The 17,320-nt window shown below is 57.3% G+C and carries 18 protein-coding genes; 7 read left to right on the top strand and 11 right to left on the bottom strand.

What is annotated here, in order from left to right; all coding sequences use genetic code 11:
- Positions 1–133 precede the first annotated feature (133 nt).
- The 6 genes from pcaC to PGQ95_RS10650 are packed head-to-tail and all read right to left on the bottom strand — an operon-like array spanning position 134 to position 5,198.
- On the bottom strand, positions 134–523 hold the full coding sequence (pcaC, locus tag PGQ95_RS10675; RefSeq protein ID WP_015705266.1) for a 4-carboxymuconolactone decarboxylase: 390 nt from the start codon (positions 521–523) through the stop codon (positions 134–136).
- Positions 513–1,280, bottom strand: coding sequence for a 3-oxoadipate enol-lactonase (gene pcaD, locus PGQ95_RS10670; protein ID WP_430918014.1), 768 nt, complete (start codon positions 1,278–1,280; stop codon positions 513–515). The genes pcaC and pcaD overlap by 11 nt, the downstream gene beginning before the upstream one ends.
- Entirely contained in the window at positions 1,270–2,622 is a 1,353-nt protein-coding gene (locus tag PGQ95_RS10665; protein ID WP_213794750.1) for a 3-carboxy-cis,cis-muconate cycloisomerase, read from the bottom strand. The genes pcaD and PGQ95_RS10665 overlap by 11 nt, the downstream gene beginning before the upstream one ends.
- A 9-nt stretch (positions 2,623–2,631) precedes the next feature.
- Positions 2,632–3,834: a 3-oxoadipyl-CoA thiolase gene (gene pcaF / locus PGQ95_RS10660; protein ID WP_430918061.1), complete on the bottom strand. Its 1,203-nt coding sequence runs from the start codon at positions 3,832–3,834 to the stop codon at positions 2,632–2,634.
- A gap of 10 nt (positions 3,835–3,844) precedes the next feature.
- Entirely contained in the window at positions 3,845–4,501 is a 657-nt protein-coding gene (locus PGQ95_RS10655) for a 3-oxoacid CoA-transferase subunit B (RefSeq protein ID WP_430918011.1), read from the bottom strand.
- A gap of 10 nt (positions 4,502–4,511) precedes the next feature.
- Entirely contained in the window at positions 4,512–5,198 is a 687-nt protein-coding gene (locus PGQ95_RS10650; RefSeq protein WP_032707939.1) for a 3-oxoacid CoA-transferase subunit A, read from the bottom strand.
- Positions 5,199–5,365: 167 nt separating this feature from the next.
- On the opposite strand from PGQ95_RS10650, the gene PGQ95_RS10645 reads away from it, so the two are divergent.
- Entirely contained in the window at positions 5,366–6,172 is an 807-nt protein-coding gene (locus PGQ95_RS10645; protein ID WP_015366809.1) for an IclR family transcriptional regulator domain-containing protein, read from the top strand.
- Here the strand turns inward: PGQ95_RS10645 and smrA are convergent.
- A complete protein-coding gene (gene smrA, locus PGQ95_RS10640) occupies positions 6,169–6,732 on the bottom strand; it encodes a DNA endonuclease SmrA (protein ID WP_047077719.1) in 564 nt (187 codons plus the stop codon). The two genes, PGQ95_RS10645 and smrA, sit on opposite strands and share 4 nt — an antisense overlap.
- Before the next feature lie 102 nt (positions 6,733–6,834).
- Complete coding sequence (locus tag PGQ95_RS10635) at positions 6,835–7,743, bottom strand: LysR family transcriptional regulator (RefSeq protein WP_087858508.1); 909 nt, start codon at positions 7,741–7,743, stop codon at positions 6,835–6,837.
- Positions 7,744–7,909: 166 nt separating this feature from the next.
- On the opposite strand from PGQ95_RS10635, the gene PGQ95_RS10630 reads away from it, so the two are divergent.
- The 3 genes from PGQ95_RS10630 to abgT all read left to right on the top strand — a co-directional run bounded on the left by PGQ95_RS10630 (position 7,910) and on the right by abgT (position 12,307).
- Positions 7,910–9,220, top strand: a complete 1,311-nt coding sequence (locus PGQ95_RS10630) for a M20 family metallo-hydrolase (protein WP_430918009.1) — start codon at positions 7,910–7,912, stop codon at positions 9,218–9,220.
- Positions 9,220–10,665 carry a M20 family metallopeptidase gene (locus PGQ95_RS10625; protein ID WP_430918007.1) on the top strand — a complete coding sequence of 482 codons (1,446 nt, stop codon included), beginning with the start codon at positions 9,220–9,222 and terminating at the stop codon, positions 10,663–10,665. The genes PGQ95_RS10630 and PGQ95_RS10625 overlap by 1 nt, the downstream gene beginning before the upstream one ends.
- Positions 10,666–10,780: 115 nt before the next feature.
- Positions 10,781–12,307, top strand: coding sequence for a p-aminobenzoyl-glutamate transporter (gene abgT, locus PGQ95_RS10620; protein WP_316423829.1), 1,527 nt, complete (start codon positions 10,781–10,783; stop codon positions 12,305–12,307).
- A 32-nt stretch (positions 12,308–12,339) separates the two neighbouring features.
- Here abgT and PGQ95_RS10615 read toward each other — a convergent pair whose 3' ends face one another.
- A complete protein-coding gene (locus PGQ95_RS10615; RefSeq protein WP_087858541.1) occupies positions 12,340–12,459 on the bottom strand; it encodes a phosphatidate cytidylyltransferase in 120 nt (39 codons plus the stop codon).
- 452 nt (positions 12,460–12,911) lie between these two features.
- On the opposite strand from PGQ95_RS10615, the gene ogt reads away from it, so the two are divergent.
- The 3 genes from ogt to uspE all read left to right on the top strand — a co-directional run bounded on the left by ogt (position 12,912) and on the right by uspE (position 15,476).
- On the top strand, positions 12,912–13,427 hold the full coding sequence (gene ogt, locus PGQ95_RS10610; RefSeq protein WP_430918004.1) for a methylated-DNA--[protein]-cysteine S-methyltransferase: 516 nt from the start codon (positions 12,912–12,914) through the stop codon (positions 13,425–13,427).
- 194 nt (positions 13,428–13,621) lie between these two features.
- On the top strand, positions 13,622–14,374 hold the full coding sequence (gene fnr, locus PGQ95_RS10605; protein WP_004862555.1) for a fumarate/nitrate reduction transcriptional regulator Fnr: 753 nt from the start codon (positions 13,622–13,624) through the stop codon (positions 14,372–14,374).
- Positions 14,375–14,525: 151 nt separating this feature from the next.
- Entirely contained in the window at positions 14,526–15,476 is a 951-nt protein-coding gene (uspE, locus tag PGQ95_RS10600; RefSeq protein ID WP_045392393.1) for a universal stress protein UspE, read from the top strand.
- A gap of 135 nt (positions 15,477–15,611) precedes the next feature.
- On the opposite strand, the gene PGQ95_RS10595 is transcribed toward uspE, so the two are convergent.
- Together PGQ95_RS10595 and pntB are read right to left on the bottom strand one after the other, a co-directional pair.
- A complete protein-coding gene (locus PGQ95_RS10595) occupies positions 15,612–15,800 on the bottom strand; it encodes a YdiH family protein (RefSeq protein ID WP_045392396.1) in 189 nt (62 codons plus the stop codon).
- Between the two features lie 131 nt (positions 15,801–15,931).
- On the bottom strand, positions 15,932–17,320 hold the full coding sequence (gene pntB, locus PGQ95_RS10590; protein WP_020078971.1) for a Re/Si-specific NAD(P)(+) transhydrogenase subunit beta: 1,389 nt from the start codon (positions 17,318–17,320) through the stop codon (positions 15,932–15,934).

Genomic DNA, 17,320 nt, shown 5'->3' with positions numbered 1-17,320 from the left:
GCTTCATCAGGCAATGCCGGATGGCGCTGCGCTTATCCGGCCTACAACTCAAAATTCCCGGTGACGCTACCGCTTACCGGGGCTACAGCGCTGTGCGATTTAGTAGCCCGTACAAGGCGCAATGCGCCGCCCCCTACGCCTGCGCGGCGTCGATTTCGGCAAACACCTGCTGCGCCAGATGCAACGTGGCGTTCGCCGCCGGTAAACCGCAGTACAGCGCCGAATGCATAATCAACTCTTTCAGCTCATCACGGGTCACGCCATTATTAAAGGCGGCGCGCAGATGCATCTTAAGTTCCGCCTCGCGGTTCAGCGCAATCAGCATGGCGATGGTGATCATGCTGCGGGTATGGTGATCGAGACCCGGACGGGTCCAGGTTTCTCCCCAGGCGTAACGGGTGATGAAATCCTGAAACTCCTCGTTCAGCGGCGTCAGATTCTGCAGAGTACGGTCAACGTGAGCATCGCCTAATACCTTGCGGCGAACCTCCATTCCTTGCTGATAACGTTGTTTATCTTCCATTTTGCTCCCCCAGCAAAAAGCCGTTCAGCGCGGCGTTAAAGGCGGCTGGCGCTTCGATATTCGACAGATGCGACGCGCGCACCACCACCACCTGTGAATCGGCAATCTGCTGATGCAGGAAGTTAGCGTCGGCGACAGTCGTGACAGGGTCACTTTCCCCGGCAATAATCAGCACCGGAATCGAAATTTGCCCGACCTCTCCCCGCAGGTCTGCCGCCGCCAGGGCTTCGCAGCAGGCGGAGTAGCCTTCAGCGTCGCTATGGGTCAGTTGGTGACATAACGCCTCGACCACATCCGGCGCGCGCTGGCGGAAATTATCACTAAACCAGCGGTCCGCCGCTCCCGCGGCAACCACATCCATCCCTTCCTGACGCACCGCGCGGGCGCGGGAAAGCCAGCCCGACTGATCGCCGATTCGCGCCGCGGTATTAGCCACCGCCACCGCGTAAAAACGTTCCGGCGCAAAGCGCGCCAGCCATAATCCCGTCAGCCCGCCCATCGAAATACCGCAAAACAGCGCCTTACCGATATTAAGGTGATCGAGCAGCGCAAGTACGTCTTCGCCCAGTTGCGCCAGGGTCACCTTGCCGTTTTTCGTCGTTTTACCATGGCCATGGGTGTCATAACGCAGTACGCGAAAATTCGCCGTCAGGGCCTCCATTTGCGGTTGCCACATGGCGCGCGTGGTGCCAAGCGAGTTCGACAGCACGATAACCGGCGCGCCTTCCGGCCCGTCGAGTTGATAATCAAGATTCATGATGTTGCTCCTGATAACGCGCCAGTACCTGGCGCACAAAGCGTTCGGCGCTACCGGTGGCCGTTGCCGGATCCAGTAGCGAGTTTAAACGTTCGCGGGAGAGATACTGACTGACCTGCGGGTCAGCCGCCAGCAAATCGACAAGTAAACCGTGACTGTCCAGAGCCTGGCGGCATAGCGCTTCTACACGATGATGCGCCTCGGCTTTGCCGATAAACTCCGCCAGCGCCAGGGTCACCGCTTCCGCCATAATCAGCCCGTGGGTAATATCAAGGTCGGCACGCATCTTATGCACGAAAACCTGCATCTCGCGCACCAGCATGTCGGTTTGCGCCAGCGCCCCGCCCACCAGCATGATCAGTTCCGGTAGCGTTTCCCATTCGGCCTGCCAGCCGCCGAGCGCGCGCTCATGCTGTTGGATTTGACCGGCGTAAAGGGTGGCGACCAGCCCCGGCGTGCGCTGCGCCGCGGTTAAAATCGCCGCGCAGGAGACCGGGTTACGTTTGTGCGGCATGGTCGAGGAGCCCCCGCGCCCTTCCGCCAGCGGTTCGCCGACTTCAGCGACCTCGGTTTGCATCAGCAGCGAAAAATCATTGGCGAATTTTCCCAGGGTACCGCAAACGCCAGCGAACCAGGCGCCGACCTCGAGGAAACGGTCACGCTGGCTATGCCATGGCGTATCCGGCAACTGCAGGTCGAGGGTTTGCGCCAATGCCTGCGCCACCTGCGGCGCCTGCTGTTTCAATGAATCAAGCGTGCCCGCCGCGCCGCCAAACTGCAGCGCCAGCACCCGTGGGCGCATCTCAATCAACCGCTGCTGCCAGCGCAACAGCGCATCCAGCGTCCCCGCCAGTTTAAGGCCAAAGGTGACCGGTAGCGCATGTTGCATCCAGGTGCGTCCCGGCATCACCGTATGTTGATAGCGCTGGGCCTGTTCGGCAAGCGCGTCAATCAGGCTTTGTAGCAGGCTATCCGTCGCCGCTAGCGCGCCGCGCAGTTGCAGAACAAAGCCGGTATCGATAGCGTCCTGGCTAGTGGCGCCCCAATGGACATAGCGCGCGGCGTCCGGATCCTGTGCTTTCACCCGCGCGGTCAGCTGTTTGACCAGCGGAATAGCCAGATTGCCGGCGCTGGCCGCAGCCTGTCCAAGCGCGTCGAAATCAATAAGCGCATGCCGGCAGGCGTTGACTATCGGCAAGACTGCCGTCTGCGGCACCAGCCCGCAGTCGGCCTGCGCCTGCGCCAGCGCGGCTTCGAAATCCAGCATGCCCTGTACCCGCTGCGCATCGCTAAACCAGTCGGTTAGCGGACTGCTGCGCAACATGGGGGTCAACAAACTCATCGCGACTCCTTAAACGCGTTCAATAATCAGCGCAATCCCCTGGCCCACGCCGATACACATGGTGCACAGCGCATAGCGGCCGCCGGTACGCTTCAACTGATAAGCGGCGGTCATCGCCAGACGCCCGCCGGAAGCCCCCAGCGGATGGCCCAACGCGATGGCCCCGCCGTTGGGGTTAACGTGGGCGGCATCATCCGGCAGACCTAAATCACGGGTAACCGCCAGCGCCTGCGCGGCAAAAGCCTCATTCAGTTCGATGACGTCTATCTGCGCCAGCGTCAGCCCGGTTTGCGCCAGCACCTTACGCACCGCCGGCGCCGGGCCGAAGCCCATAATTCGCGGCGCCACCCCCGCCGTCGCCACGCCGACAACTCGCGCCAGCGGCTGTAAATCATTCGCCGACATCGCCTGTTCACTGGCCAACAGCAGCGCGCAGGCGCCGTCATTGACGCCGGAGGCGTTACCGGCGGTAACGCTGCCGTCGGCGCGAACCACGCCGCGCAGTTTAGCCAGGGCTTCCAGCGAGGTGCTGCGCGGGTGTTCATCGCGGCTGAAGCGCAGCAGCTCCCCTTTGCGTTGCGGTACCGACACGGCGATCAGTTCATCGGCGAAACGCCCCGCCTCCTGCGCCGCGGCGGTACGCTGCTGGCTACGAAGCGCAAAAGCGTCCTGGTCGGCGCGAGAAATGGCGAACTCATCGGCGACGTTTTCCGCGGTTTCGGGCATCGAGTGCACGCCGTACAGCGCTTTCATCTGTGGGTTAATAAAGCGCCAGCCAATGGTGGTATCTTCCATTTGCATCGAGCGGCTAAAGGCGCTCTCGGCTTTCCCCATCACAAACGGCGCGCGCGACATACTCTCCACCCCACCGGCGATCATCAGTTGAGTTTCGCCGCTTTTAATCGCCCGCGCCGCGACGCCGATCGCATCAAGGCTCGAGCCGCACAGGCGATTAATCGTGCTGCCGGGAACGCTCTGCGGCAGCCCGGCCAGCAACAACGCCATACGCGCCACGTTACGGTTATCTTCTCCGGCCTGGTTGGCGCAGCCGTAGATAACATCGTCAATTAGCGCCGGATCGAGACCCGGATTACGCTCCAGCAGCGCTTTCAGCGGCAGCGCCGCCAGATCGTCAGCGCGCATACTCGATAATGCGCCGCCAAAACGGCCAAACGGCGTACGTACCGCATCACAGATAAATGCCTGATTCATCATAGGTTCCTTACGCGCTTTCCGCCAGTTGTTCAAAAGTCAGCGCCACCGGAGTGATGCGCTGTAGCTCTTCAAATGAGAGACCGTTAAAGATTTCACGCACCACCGGGCCGCGGTCGGTAATATCGATGACCGTCAGATCGGTATAGATACGGCTGACACACCCGACGCCGGTCAGCGGGTAGCTGCACTGTTCGACCAGTTTGCATTCGCCATCGCGGGTCAGATGGTCCATCATCACAAACACCTGGCGGGCGCCGATAGCCAAATCCATCGCCCCTCCGACCGCCGGGATCGAATCCGGCGCGCCGGTGCTCCAGTTAGCGAGATCGCCGCTGGCGGAAACCTGATAGGCGCCCAGCACGCAGATATCGAGATGCCCGCCGCGCATCATGGCGAAGGAGTCGCCATGGTGGAAAAAACAGCCTCCCTGCAGCAGAGTGACATACTCTTTACCCGCGTTGATCAGTTCCGGGTCCTCTTCGCCGGACTGCGGCTTCGGCCCCATTCCCAGTAGCCCGTTTTCACTGTGCAGGAACACCTCTTTATCGGCAGGTAGATAGTTGGCGATACGGGTTGGCAGGCCAATACCGAGGTTTACGTAAGCGCCTTCTGGAATATCGCGGGCGACGCGCTGGGCCATTTCGTCACGAGTCAGTTTTTGCATGTTCGGCTCCTCAGGCGCTTTGCGCGACGGACAGATTTTCCAGCGAGAATACGCGCTGGACGAAAATCCCCGGGGTGATGATGTTTTCCGGGTCGAGTTCGCCAAGGGCGACCAGCTGCGAGACTTCAACAATGGTAGTTTTGGCGGCGGTCGCCATAATCGGGCCGAAGTTGCGCGCCGCTTTGCGGTATACCAGGTTGCCCCAGCGGTCGCCCTGATGGGCTTTAATAAGAGCAAAATCGGCTTTAATCGGATACTCAAGCACATAGTGGCGGCCGTCGATTTCGCGGGTTTCTTTGCCTTCCGCCAGCGGCGTGCCGTAGCCGGTCGGGGTAAAGACCGCACCGAGACCCGCTCCAGCGGCCTGGATCCGCGCCGCCAGATTGCCCTGCGGCACCAGTTCCAGCTCAACCTTGCCGCGGCGATAGAGGTCATCGAAAATTTGTGAATCCACCTGACGCGGGAATGAGCAGATCATTTTGCGCACCCGTCCGGCTTTGAGCAGCGCCGCCAGCCCCACTTCGCCATTGCCCGCGTTGTTATTAATAATGGTTAGGTCGCGGGCGCCCTGTTCAATCAGAGCATCAATCAGGTACGTCGGCTGCCCGGCGGGGCCAAATCCGCCAATCATGATGGTCGCGCCGTCGTGGATCCCGGCAATGGCCTCACTCAGCGTCGACACGCTTTTATCAATCATCAGGTCGCTCCTTAACGTGCGGTAATCGCACTTATATGCGTTGTTCGCACAAAATGTGACCCGCTTAACGATGCTGGTCAAGGGCGATAATCGAAATATGGTGCGATAATCGAACATCGTATATCTTTAGCGAAAGAATGTGATCGATGGCAAATACGGAGAACAAAATGGACAAGCATCCAGATGATGTAGTGGCGGGCGACGGCGATCCGTTTAAGGGCGACCCGAACTTTATGGCGTCGCTGGCGCGGGGGCTGGAAGTCATTCAGGCTTTTACCCCGCAGCGCCCGGTGCTGTCGATTTCGCAGATCAGCCAGAAAACCGGCATTCCACGCGCGGCGGTACGGCGCTGCCTGTATACCTTAAGCAAACTGGGATTCGTCTACGCCGAAGACGGTAAGAATTTCCAGCTGCGTCCACGGATACTTGCCCTTGGTCACGCCTGGCTGGCCTCAACGCCGCTGGCGCGCTCGGCGCAGCCGGTGCTCAAACATCTGAGCGAAATGCTCAATGAGTCCTGCTCAATCGCCACCCTTGATGGCGACGATATCCTGTATATCGCCCGCGCCTCCAGTTCGCGAATTATGACGATCGATCTTGATATCGGCAGCCGCCTGCCGGCGTGGGCGACCTCCATGGGGCGCGTGCTGTTAAGCCATCAGCCGGAAGAACGGCTGAACGACATGCTGGGCCGGGTGACGATGATTCGCTACACCCCGCAGACGGTAGATTCGGTGAATAAGCTGCGCGCGGAGCTAAAACGCGTGCATCAGCAGGGATATGCGTTGAACGATCAGGAACTGGAAATGGGGCTGCGTTCGCTGGCGGTACCGCTATATAACCCGCAGGGACAGGTAGAAGCGGCGCTAAACGTCGGGGTTCACGCGGGCCAGATGTCGACCCGCGAAATGCTGGACCGGGTGCTGCCGGAACTACAAAAAGCCGCCCGCGAGCTAACGCTGCTGCTGCGCTAGCGGCTACGTTTGGCGTGCAGCTCCCAGTTCTCCTGTTTGGCTTGCTCTGATTTACGCAGCGCAACATAGCAGGCGCCGCTGCCGCCGTGGTGCGGTAGCGCGGCGCAAAACGCCTGTACCTCAGGCAGCTCTGGCAGCCAGCGCGCCAGGTAGCTGCGAATAATATTGGCGTGGGCCTGGTCATCACGGCCTTTGCCGTGGATGATAAGTAAATTACGCAGCCCCTCTTTTTGCGCCTGTATCACGAAGGCGAACAGCATTTGCCGGCACTGTTCGACCGGCTGGCGCAGAAGCGACAGGCTTGCCTGCTGACTGTATTTTCCGCGCCGCAGCTTTTCCAGTACCCCGCTTTGTAGCCCTTCCCGTTTGAACTCCAGTGGTACAGCGAGCGGCACAATATCGAGGTAACCGGTGGTCAGAAAATTATCGAGCTGTAGGGTATCAATACGCTGCGGCGCGCGCGCGGGTCGTTCACGATGCCAGTGTACGTCATTATTGCGTTTCAGAGGCTGGACATCCTCCATGGCGTCAAGAAACAGGGATTTGTCGTCAAGGTTCATGGTCACTCCTCCAGCGGCTATCGCCTGCTACTATAGCCGCCTCGCGCCTGCCCCTCAACGCGTTTAGCCGCCACTGCCGACAAATAGCCCCACGCAGGATATTTAAGGAAACAATTGACGGCTTTGACGACGAAACAGGGTGATTAACGAAGCCGTTAACGGCGTCTGTCGCGTGTCGCGCCGCTGGATCAGGTAGTAGGTTGCCCTGGGCAACGTTTCACGTATGGGGATCATCACCAGTTTATCCGCCATCATCGGATCGTTTCCGAGCTCTACCGGCAGAATGCTGAGGAAATCGCTCTTCACCACCAGACTGATGCACGAAGAGAAGGTTTCACACACGATATCGACCTTGGGCGCCAGCCCGGCCTGGTTAAACATCTCCTGCAGTTGTTTAAAGTAGCTACCGCGCGGCGTTGGCATCGTCCAGTGGTGTTCGAGCAATTCAGTCAGGGAAGTGGCGCGCGCCGCCGGATGTCCGGCGCGGGCGAATACCGCGAACGGTTTCTCAAACAGTTTTTCAAAGCTGAATTCATGATCGTACGGGCCGGGATAGTAGGTGTTGATAGTGAAATCAAGCTCACCCTGCCGCAGTTCATTAATCATCGCCAGGAGTTGCCCTTCCATGATCCGTACCTTCACCAGCGGATGCTGCTGATGAAAGCGGCAAATCACCGATGGCATCAGCGACCGGGCGACGCTGGCGCCGAGACCAATATTAATCTGCCCGGCCTGCTCGCCCTGACGCTGCAGCAGTTCATCCTGCGCCGCCCGAAGCTCTTCAAGGATCAGGCTCGCATGTTGATAAAAACTTTCGCCGTTTTCCGTCAGCGCCACCCCCTGGCTGCGGCGGACAAACAATTGGGCGGAAAGCCCTTCTTCCAGCTCTTTAATCGCCTTGGTCAACGCAGGCTGCGAGATCGCCAGCGCCCGGCTGGCGCCGCGAATACTCCCCTCGCGGGCAACCTCAACGAAAGCGCGAATTTGATGAAATTTAATCTGAAATGACATGCTTTAGGTGATAACCATTGTTTATCAGACAGAAGAAAATGACATCTACTGTAATCGAACATGCTGTGGCAGGTTAAGGGTGAGATTGCATGAAAGGCGTATGTGATAAGCAAAAGCTATCGCTTCGTGAACGCCGTCACACTTTTTAATTATGACAGGAAGGGTTATGCCGCAACTTCATGAATTCATCAGCCAACTGGCGCCGGAAATGACGCAATGGCGTCGTGATTTTCACCTGCACGCGGAGTCCGGCTGGCTGGAATTTCGTACCGCCAGCAAGGTTGCCGGGATCTTAGACGGCCTCGGTTATCAACTGGCGCTGGGGCGCGACGTTATTGATGCCGACAGCCGGATGGGGCTGCCCGACGATGCCACCCTGGAGCAGGCATTCCAGCGCGCCCGCGAACAGGGAGCGCCGGAACGTTGGCTACCGGCTTTTGAAGGCGGATTCGCCGGCGTCGTCGCCACCCTGGACACCGGCCGCCCCGGCCCGACGCTGGCGTTTCGCGTCGATATGGACGCGCTCGATCTTAACGAACAACACGACGATTGCCATCGCCCGCATCGCGCGGGTTTCGCCTCCTGCAACGCCGGGATGATGCACGCCTGCGGCCATGACGGCCATACCGCCATTGGGCTGGGTTTAGCGCATGTGCTACAGCAGTATGCCGATCGGCTCAACGGGATCATCAAGCTGATTTTCCAGCCTGCCGAAGAAGGTACCCGCGGCGCGCGCGCGATGGTGGCGGCCGGCGTGCTCGATAACGTGGACTACTTCACCGCCATTCATATCGGCACCGGCGTCCCCAGCGGCACCGTGGTCTGCGGCGGTGACAACTTTATGGCGACCACCAAATTCGACGTGCAATTCGAGGGTGTCGCGGCACACGCCGGCGGCAAACCGGAAGATGGGCGCAACGCGCTACTGGCCGCCGCGCAGGCCGCCCTCGCATTACACGCCATCGCGCCGCACAGCGCCGGCGCCTCGCGGGTTAACGTCGGCGTTATGCAGGCCGGCACCGGGCGCAACGTGGTCCCTTCTTCCGCGCTGATAAAAGTGGAAACCCGCGGCGAGACGGAAGCTATCAACCAGTATGTGTTTGAGCGGGCGCAAAATGTGATTGCCGGCGCCGCAGCGATGTATGAAGCCCGCTATGAACTTCGGCTCATGGGCGCGGCGACCTCCAGCGCGCCCTCTCCGGCGTGGGTGCGATACCTGCGTGAGCAGGCAGCACAGGTGCCGGGGGTGGTAGAGGCGGTCGATCATATTGCCGCGCCGGCGGGATCCGAAGATGCCACTTTGATGATGGCGCGCGTACAGGAACGCGGCGGGCTGGCTTCATACATGATTTTCGGTACTGAACTGAGCGCCGGACATCACAATGAGAAATTTGATTTCGACGAAGGCGTGATGACCATCGCGGTCGAGACGCTGGCGCGCATCGCGCTCAACTTTCCCTGGCAGCGAGGCGTGTGATGGAAAAGATCTATCAATTTGTTGATGACATCATTGAATCGCGACGCGACGATTTTTGCGCTATTGCCGATGATATCTGGGATCATCCGGAAACCCGCTTCCAGGAATTCTGGTCCGCCGCGCGGTTGGCCGACGCGCTGGAAGCGGAAGGCTTTCAGCTAAGCCGTAACGCTGGTGGAATCCCCAATGCGTTTATCGCCAGCTTTGGCGAGGGTAAACCGGTTATCGCCCTGCTCGGCGAGTTTGATGCGCTGGCAGGTCTCAGCCAACAGGCACACAGTGCTGAACCAACATCCGCGACGCCGGGGGAAAACGGCCACGGCTGTGGGCATAATCTACTCGGCACCGCGGCGTTCGCCGCCGCCGTCGCCGCGAAACACTGGCTGCAGCAGCAAGGCGGCTCGGGCACCCTGCGCTTTTATGGTTGCCCGGGCGAAGAAGGCGGCTCGGGTAAAACCTTTATGGTGCGCGAAGGGTTATTCGATGATATCGACGCCGCCCTTACCTGGCATCCGGAAGCCTGGGCCGGGATGTTCAGCACCAGCACGCTGGCCAATATTCAGGCGGCGTGGCGCTTTACCGGAACCGCCGCGCACGCGGCAAACTCACCGCATCTGGGGCGTAGCGCGTTGGACGCCGTCACGCTGATGACCACCGGCAGTAACTTCCTCAATGAGCATATTATCGAGAAGGCGCGTGTGCACTACGCCATTACCGATACCGGCGGCGTGTCGCCCAACGTGGTGCAGGCGCAGGCTGAAGTGCTGTATTTAATTCGCGCTCCGGAAATGGCCGACGTGCAGCAAATTTTCGCCCGCATTGAGAAAATAGCCCAGGGCGCCGCGCTGATGACCGAAACCAGCGTCAGTTGCCGTTTTGAAAAAGCCTGTTCCAGCTATCTCCCCAATCGCACGCTGGAAGCGGCAATGTATCAGGCCGTATGTCATTACGGTACGCCGCAATGGAGTGACGAAGAGCGCGCTTTCGCGGCGGATATTCGCGCCACGCTCGGCGTGAACGATATAAATAACAGCCTGAAGAATATTGCCGGCACCAGCGGTGAAGAAGGAAAAGCGTTTGCCCGCCGCCATCACGACACGGTGTTGATTGATGAAGTCGCGCCGTGGGCCGCGACGGAAAACGTTCTGGCCGGCTCTACCGACGTCGGCGATGTGAGCTGGAAAGCGCCGGTGGCCCAGTGTTTTAGCCCCTGCTTCGCCATCGGTACGCCGCTGCATAGCTGGCAACTGGTGAGCCAGGGAAGAACCTCCATTGCCCATAAAGGGATGCTGCTGGCGGGTAAGATACTGGGAGCGACGGCGATTCGTTTGTTCAGCGACAGGCCGTTGCTTGAAGCAAGCCAGCAGGAACTGGCTCAGGTACTGGCGGTTAGCCCATATCAGTGGCCGATCCCGCGTGACGTCGTACCATCAATTTTAAAATAAGAAAAACTAGCCTCTGGGATAGCGTACAGCGCATGGCAATCGCCAATAAAAACAACAGCTGACAACCCATGAGGCATGCCGCAACCAACACAACAACGACAACTGAGGAACGCCCATGAGTATGTCATCCATACCGTCGCATTCCCCCACCGGTAAGCTGTATGGCTGGGTTGAAAAAATAGGTAATAAGGTTCCGCATCCATTTTTGCTGTTTATCTATCTGATCGTCGCGCTGATGGCCGCCACCGCCATTTTGTCGGCGCTAAACGTCGGCGTGCAGAACCCTACCGACGGTTCGCGAGTGGTGGTAAAGAATCTGCTCAGCGTTGAAGGGCTGCACTGGTTTCTGCCAAACGTGATTAAAAACTTTAGCGGCTTCGCGCCGCTGGGGGCGATTCTGGCGCTGGTGCTCGGCGCTGGTTTTGCCGAACGGGTCGGCCTGCTGCCGTCGCTGATGGTCAAGATGTCATCGCACGTTAGCGCGCGTTACGCCAGTTACATGGTGTTATTTATCGCCTTCTTCAGCCACATCTCTTCCGATGCGGCGCTGGTCATTATGCCGCCGCTGGGGGCGTTAATGTTTCTCGCCGTCGGCCGCCATCCGGTAGCCGGTTTGCTGGCGGCAATCGCCGGCGTCGGCTGCGGGTTTACGGCAAATTTACTTATTGTCACCACCGACGTGTTGCTCTCTGGTATCAGTACCGAAGCGGCGAAAACGCTTGATGCCTCGCTGCATGTTAGCGTTATCGACAACTGGTATTTCATGGCCACCTCAGTCATCGTTCTGACGCTGGTCGGCGGATTAATCACCGATAAACTGGTCGAGCCACGGTTAGGAAAGTGGCAGGGTAAGAGCGATGAAACGCTGCAGACGCTGACGGCGGAACAGCGGTTCGGGCTGCGTATTGCCGGTATCGCGGCGCTGCTGTTTGTGGCGGTTATCGCGCTGATGGTGGTGCCGGAAAACGGCATCCTGCGCGATCCCATCAAACATACCGTGATGCCCTCGCCCTTTATTAAAGGCATTGTGCCGCTGATTATCTTTTTCTTTTTTGTCGTGTCTTTGGCTTACGGCATCGCTACCGGCAAAATTCGCCGTCAGGCTGACCTGCCGCAGTTAATGATCGAGCCGATGAAGGAGATGGCCGGATTTATCGTGATGGTCTTCCCACTGGCCCAGTTTGTCGCCATGTTTAACTGGAGCAATATGGGTAAATTCATGGCCGTTGGTCTAACCGATGTGCTGGAAAGCGCGGGAATGAATGGCGTGCCGGCGTTTGTCGGCCTGGCGCTGCTGTCGGCGTTTTTGTGTATGTTTATCGCCAGCGGTTCGGCTATCTGGTCGATTCTGGCGCCCATTTTTGTACCAATGTTCATGCTGCTGGGCTTTCACCCGGCGTTTGCGCAGATCCTGTTTCGTATCGCTGACTCTTCCGTGCTGCCGCTCGCGCCGGTATCGCCGTTTGTGCCGCTGTTTCTCGGCTTTTTACAGCGCTACCGGCCCGAAGCCAGACTGGGCACCTACTATTCGCTGGTATTACCCTACCCACTCATTTTCTTAGCCGTCTGGCTACTGCTGCTGGTGGGCTGGTATCTGGTAGGGCTACCGATTGGCCCAGGTATTTATCCACGCTTACCCTAACGCAGCGACAGGCCAGGGAGGGCCTGCGGGCGTTAACGCGATGTGCTGCGATGCAGGAACGTTTTATACAGGCTTTCGATGACCACCGACAGCAAATTGATAGCTAACCCACTGATAATCAACACAACAACTCCCGTTAATATGTATTGCATATCGCCACCTTTCTGTTGGTTAAAAAAAACCAGCGCCAAAGCGCTGGAAAAATAATTGACTCAAGGAATGCCTGTATATTTATCTGCGGCGCCGGGTGCCTCCCGGTGGATTAGCCAGTTCACACTAATCCGCGTGCGTATGACAAACTGCATAGGAATTTGAACTGAACGCTTCTCCGCACAGGGAAATTCGCCGCCAGACAAAGGTAGCAAAATGCCCTTCACGACGCGCCTGGTAGTTAATGCAAAAATAAACATTACTTCACCCCTTCCTTTATTCCTGCAATTTGCGATCGGGCAATGGAATGACTGAATTTAAATGACTGCGATTCGTATTTATAAATTAATAGTACAGGTTTCATTATTTGCTGACCTTTCGGAGGTATAGTTTGCAGGCCGCACGTCATGATATGGTGTGCCCTTGGCGAAATAACCTCGTAGAAGGAAGACCGATGCTGACGCTGCTGCAAGATAAAATCGACACCCCGCTGGGGCCGTTGTGGGTCATTTGCGATGAACAATTTAACCTGCGCGCCGTGGAATGGGATCAGCACCGTGATCGTATGGAGCAACTGCTGGACATCCACTACCGTCACGAGGGTTATAATCGCGTTGATGCGCGCGATCCGGGCGGGCTGAGCGCGAAGCTGCAGCAATACTTCGACGGCGATCTTGCGATTATCGATACCCTGCCGACCGCAACCGGCGGTACGCCGTTTCAACGCCAGGTGTGGCAAGCGCTGCGTACGATTCCCTGCGGACAAGTCATGCACTACGGTCAGTTAGCCGAGGTTCTTGGCCGTCCAGGCGCAGCACGCGCGGTCGGCGCGGCAAATGGTTCCAATCCGATCAGCATCGTGGTTCCCTGCCATCGCGTGATTGGCCGTAACGGCACCATGACCGGCTACGCCGGCGGCGTACAGCGGAAAGAGTGGTTATTGCGCCATGAGGGCTATTTGCTGCTTTGACAGATAATGCCTTTTTTGGAAATTACAGGTAACTTTACAATAATTAATCGCCTAATAATTTTCTTATTATCAAAGAGATATGGCGAGTGATATATTTACCCTTCTAATATTACGTCTTTCCGGGTTTCGAGACTTACTTGCTCCTCAAAAAGATGTTAAAATTGACCAATATCAATTAAAGCTTGAGCAGACATATGATCCCGGAAAAGCGAATTATACGACGCATTCAGTCTGGTGGTTGTGCAATCCATTGTCAGGATTGCAGCATTAGCCAGCTCTGCATCCCCTTTACTTTGAACGAACATGAGCTGGATCAGCTTGATAATATCATCGAGCGCAAGAAGCCTATTCAGAAAGGGCAAACCCTGTTCAAAGCGGGTGATGAGCTGAAGTCGCTGTACGCTATCCGTTCAGGGACCATCAAAAGCTACACCATCACCGAACAAGGCGATGAGCAGATTACTGGCTTCCATCTGGCGGGTGATTTGGTCGGTTTTGACGCCATTGGCACCGCCCTGCACCCAAGCTTTGCGCAGGCGCTGGAAACCTCGATGGTATGCGAAATTCCGTTCGAAACGCTGGATGATCTTTCCGGTAAAATGCCGAACCTGCGTCAGCAGATGATGCGCCTGATGAGCGGCGAGATCAAAGGCGATCAGGACATGATCCTGTTGCTTTCCAAAAAGAACGCAGAAGAACGGTTGGCGGCGTTTATCTACAACCTGTCCCGCCGTTTCGCGCAGCGCGGCTTCTCACCACGTGAGTTCCGCCTGACCATGACGCGTGGCGACATCGGCAACTATCTGGGCCTGACGGTAGAAACCATCAGCCGTCTGCTCGGTCGTTTCCAGAAAAGCGGTATGCTGGCGGTGAAAGGGAAATATATCACCATCGAAAACAGCGATCTGCTGGCGCAACTGGCAGGCCAGGCGCGCAACGTCGCCTGATTTATCTCCGCTATACTTTCTTCTACCTTGTGCCGGATCGACATTTTTTTCTAATTTGTTGATCTGGCCAGGGTCATCCCCTGTTTCAATTCATCCATATAGGTTATCTTTTTAAATACTGACTGTAGCTACAGCTGTAAGGAGACCCTGTATGGCGAAGTATCAGAACATGCTGGTAGTAATCGACCCTAACCAGGACGACCAGCCTGCATTACGGCGCGCGGTGTATCTGCACCAACGGATTGGTGGACGCATCAAAGCCTTTTTGCCGATCTATGATTTTTCCTACGAAATGACCACCCTGCTGTCGCCCGACGAGCGGACGGCGATGCGCCAGGGCGTGATTAGCCAACGCAGCGCCTGGATCCGTGAACAGGCCAAGTTTTATATTGAATCCGGGGTGCCAATCGATATCAAAGTGGTATGGCACAACCGCCCCTTTGAAGCCATCATTCAGGAAATCATCAGCGATAAACACGACCTGCTGCTGAAAATGGCCCATCAGCACGACAAACTCGAAGCGGTCATCTTCACGCCGACCGACTGGCACCTGCTGCGCAAATGTCCATGTCCGGTGTGGATGGTTAAAGATCAGCCCTGGCCGGAAGGCGGTAAAGCGCTGGTGGCGGTTAATCTTGCCAGTGAAGAGAACTATCACAACGCCCTCAATGAAAAACTGGTGCGGGAGACCATCGCCCTCGCCGATCAGGTTAACCATACCGAAGTACATCTGGTTGGCGCCTATCCGGTGACGCCTATCAACATCGCCATTGAATTACCTGATTTTGACCCGAGCATCTATAACGATGCGATTCGCGGCCAGCATCTACTGGCAATGAAAGCGCTGCGCCAGAAATTCAGCATTGATGAAAGCCGCACCCACGTAGAGAAAGGGCTGCCTGAAGAGGTTATCCCTGATTTAGCTGAACACCTGCAGGCCGGGATTGTGGTGCTGGGCACCGTTGGCCGCACCGGCATCTCTGCCGCGTTTCTCGGCAATACCGCGGAACAGGTTATCGACCACCTGCGCTGCGACCTGCTGGTACTGAAACCTGAAGCTTATCAAACTCCAGTTGAACTGGACGATGAAGACGACGACTAACAGCGTCTCATCAGGTTTGAAATATTATCTAACGTCCCCCGCCCGCCGGGGGATTTTTTTGCCGCGCCCGCAAAAAAGAAAAAGGGCCTTACGGCCCCGGATATCAACGCTAATTTAATAAACTTACAGAATGCGTTAGTGGATACCTAAACGCCAGGCCAGGTCGATCTCTTCTTTCAGCTCCATCGATGAAAGCGACATCAGATCGGCAAACTCGAGCTCGAGGAGTTTGAGCTTCTTCAGGTACTGCGCGGGGGTCATAACGGAAGTGTCGCGGCGCAGGTACTCGATGGCCATCTGCGTGGGGGTTAACTCGGTATCCATAATATCCTCAGTGTGGTGAAAAAACAGGCATAGTATAACACCCATCACCGTTCACTTTATGAGCAAAATCATGGTTTCACTGCCTATATAAAAAAGCCGTCTCAACAGAGACGGCTTAGAGCGTTGCGCTATTACAGCGCTTTCAGAATGGCATCCACGCTGGCTTTAGCGTCGCCAAACAGCATGTGGGTGTTCTCTTTGAAGAACAGCGGATTCTGCACGCCAGCATAGCCGGTGTTCATCGAACGTTTGAAGACCACCACGTTCTGCGCCTTCCACACTTCCAGCACCGGCATACCGGCGATCGGGCTCTTCGGATCGTCCTGCGCCGCTGGGTTGACGGTGTCGTTCGCGCCGATCACCAGTACGGTATCGGTATCGGCGAAATCATCGTTGATTTCGTCCATTTCCAGCACCACGTCATACGGAACCTTCGCTTCCGCCAGCAGCACGTTCATGTGCCCCGGCAGTCGCCCGGCGACCGGATGGATCCCGAAGCGCACCTTGATACCGCGCGCACGCAGCTTCTCAGTGATTTCCGCGACCGGATACTGCGCCTGCGCCACCGCCATACCGTAGCCCGGGGTGATGATCACCGAATGCGAGTTTTTCAGCATTTCCGCCGTTTCTTCAGCGCTGATTTCACGATGCTCACCGACTTCTTCATCGCCGCTGGAACTGCCGCCATCGGTGCCGAAACCGCCAGCAATAACGCTGATAAAGGAACGGTTCATCGCCTTACACATAATGTAGGAGAGGATCGCACCGGAAGAACCCACCAGCGCGCCGGTCACGATCAGCAGGTCGTTGCTGAGCATAAAGCCCGCCGCCGCCGCCGCCCAACCGGAGTACGAGTTCAGCATCGATACCACGACCGGCATATCCGCGCCGCCGATAGACGCCACCAGGTGCCAGCCGAACGCGAGGGCGATAATGGTCATCACCAGCAGGCACAGTACCTGCGTTCCGGTGCTGTCGGTACGCACGAAGGCCACCAGCAGCAGGAAGGAGATAACCAGCGCCGCCAGGTTCAGCTTATGGCGATTCGGCAGCATCAGCGGTTTTGACGAAATTTTGCCGCGCAGCTTACCAAAGGCAACGATCGAGCCGGTGAAGGTCACGGCGCCGATAAAGATGCCGAGGAACACTTCGGTCAGGTGAATATTCGCCAGCACCTGATCGAGGCCCGGTCCGTGGTCGAGATAGCTGTTGAAGCCAACCAGCACCGCCGCCAGACCAACGAAGCTATGCAGCACCGCCACCAGCTCAGGCATCTCGGTCATTTCGACTTTCTTCGCCAGGCGGATACCAATCGCCCCGCCGATAACCATCGCCACGATTATCCAACCGACATTACCGCTGTCCGGCCCAAAGATGGTGGCAATCAGCGCAATCGCCATCCCAGCGATGCCGTACAGGTTGCCCTGCTTCGACGTTTCGTGCTTTGACAGCCCCGCAAGGCTAAAGATAAACAGAATAGCGGCAACAATGTATGCAGCTGTAACTAATCCTCCAGACAT

Source organism: Klebsiella sp. 141240, from assembly GCF_050600805.1.
In the GTDB taxonomy this organism is placed as follows: Bacteria; Pseudomonadota; Gammaproteobacteria; order Enterobacterales; family Enterobacteriaceae; genus Klebsiella; species Klebsiella aerogenes.
This window is presented reverse-complemented; position numbering and strand designations above follow the sequence as displayed.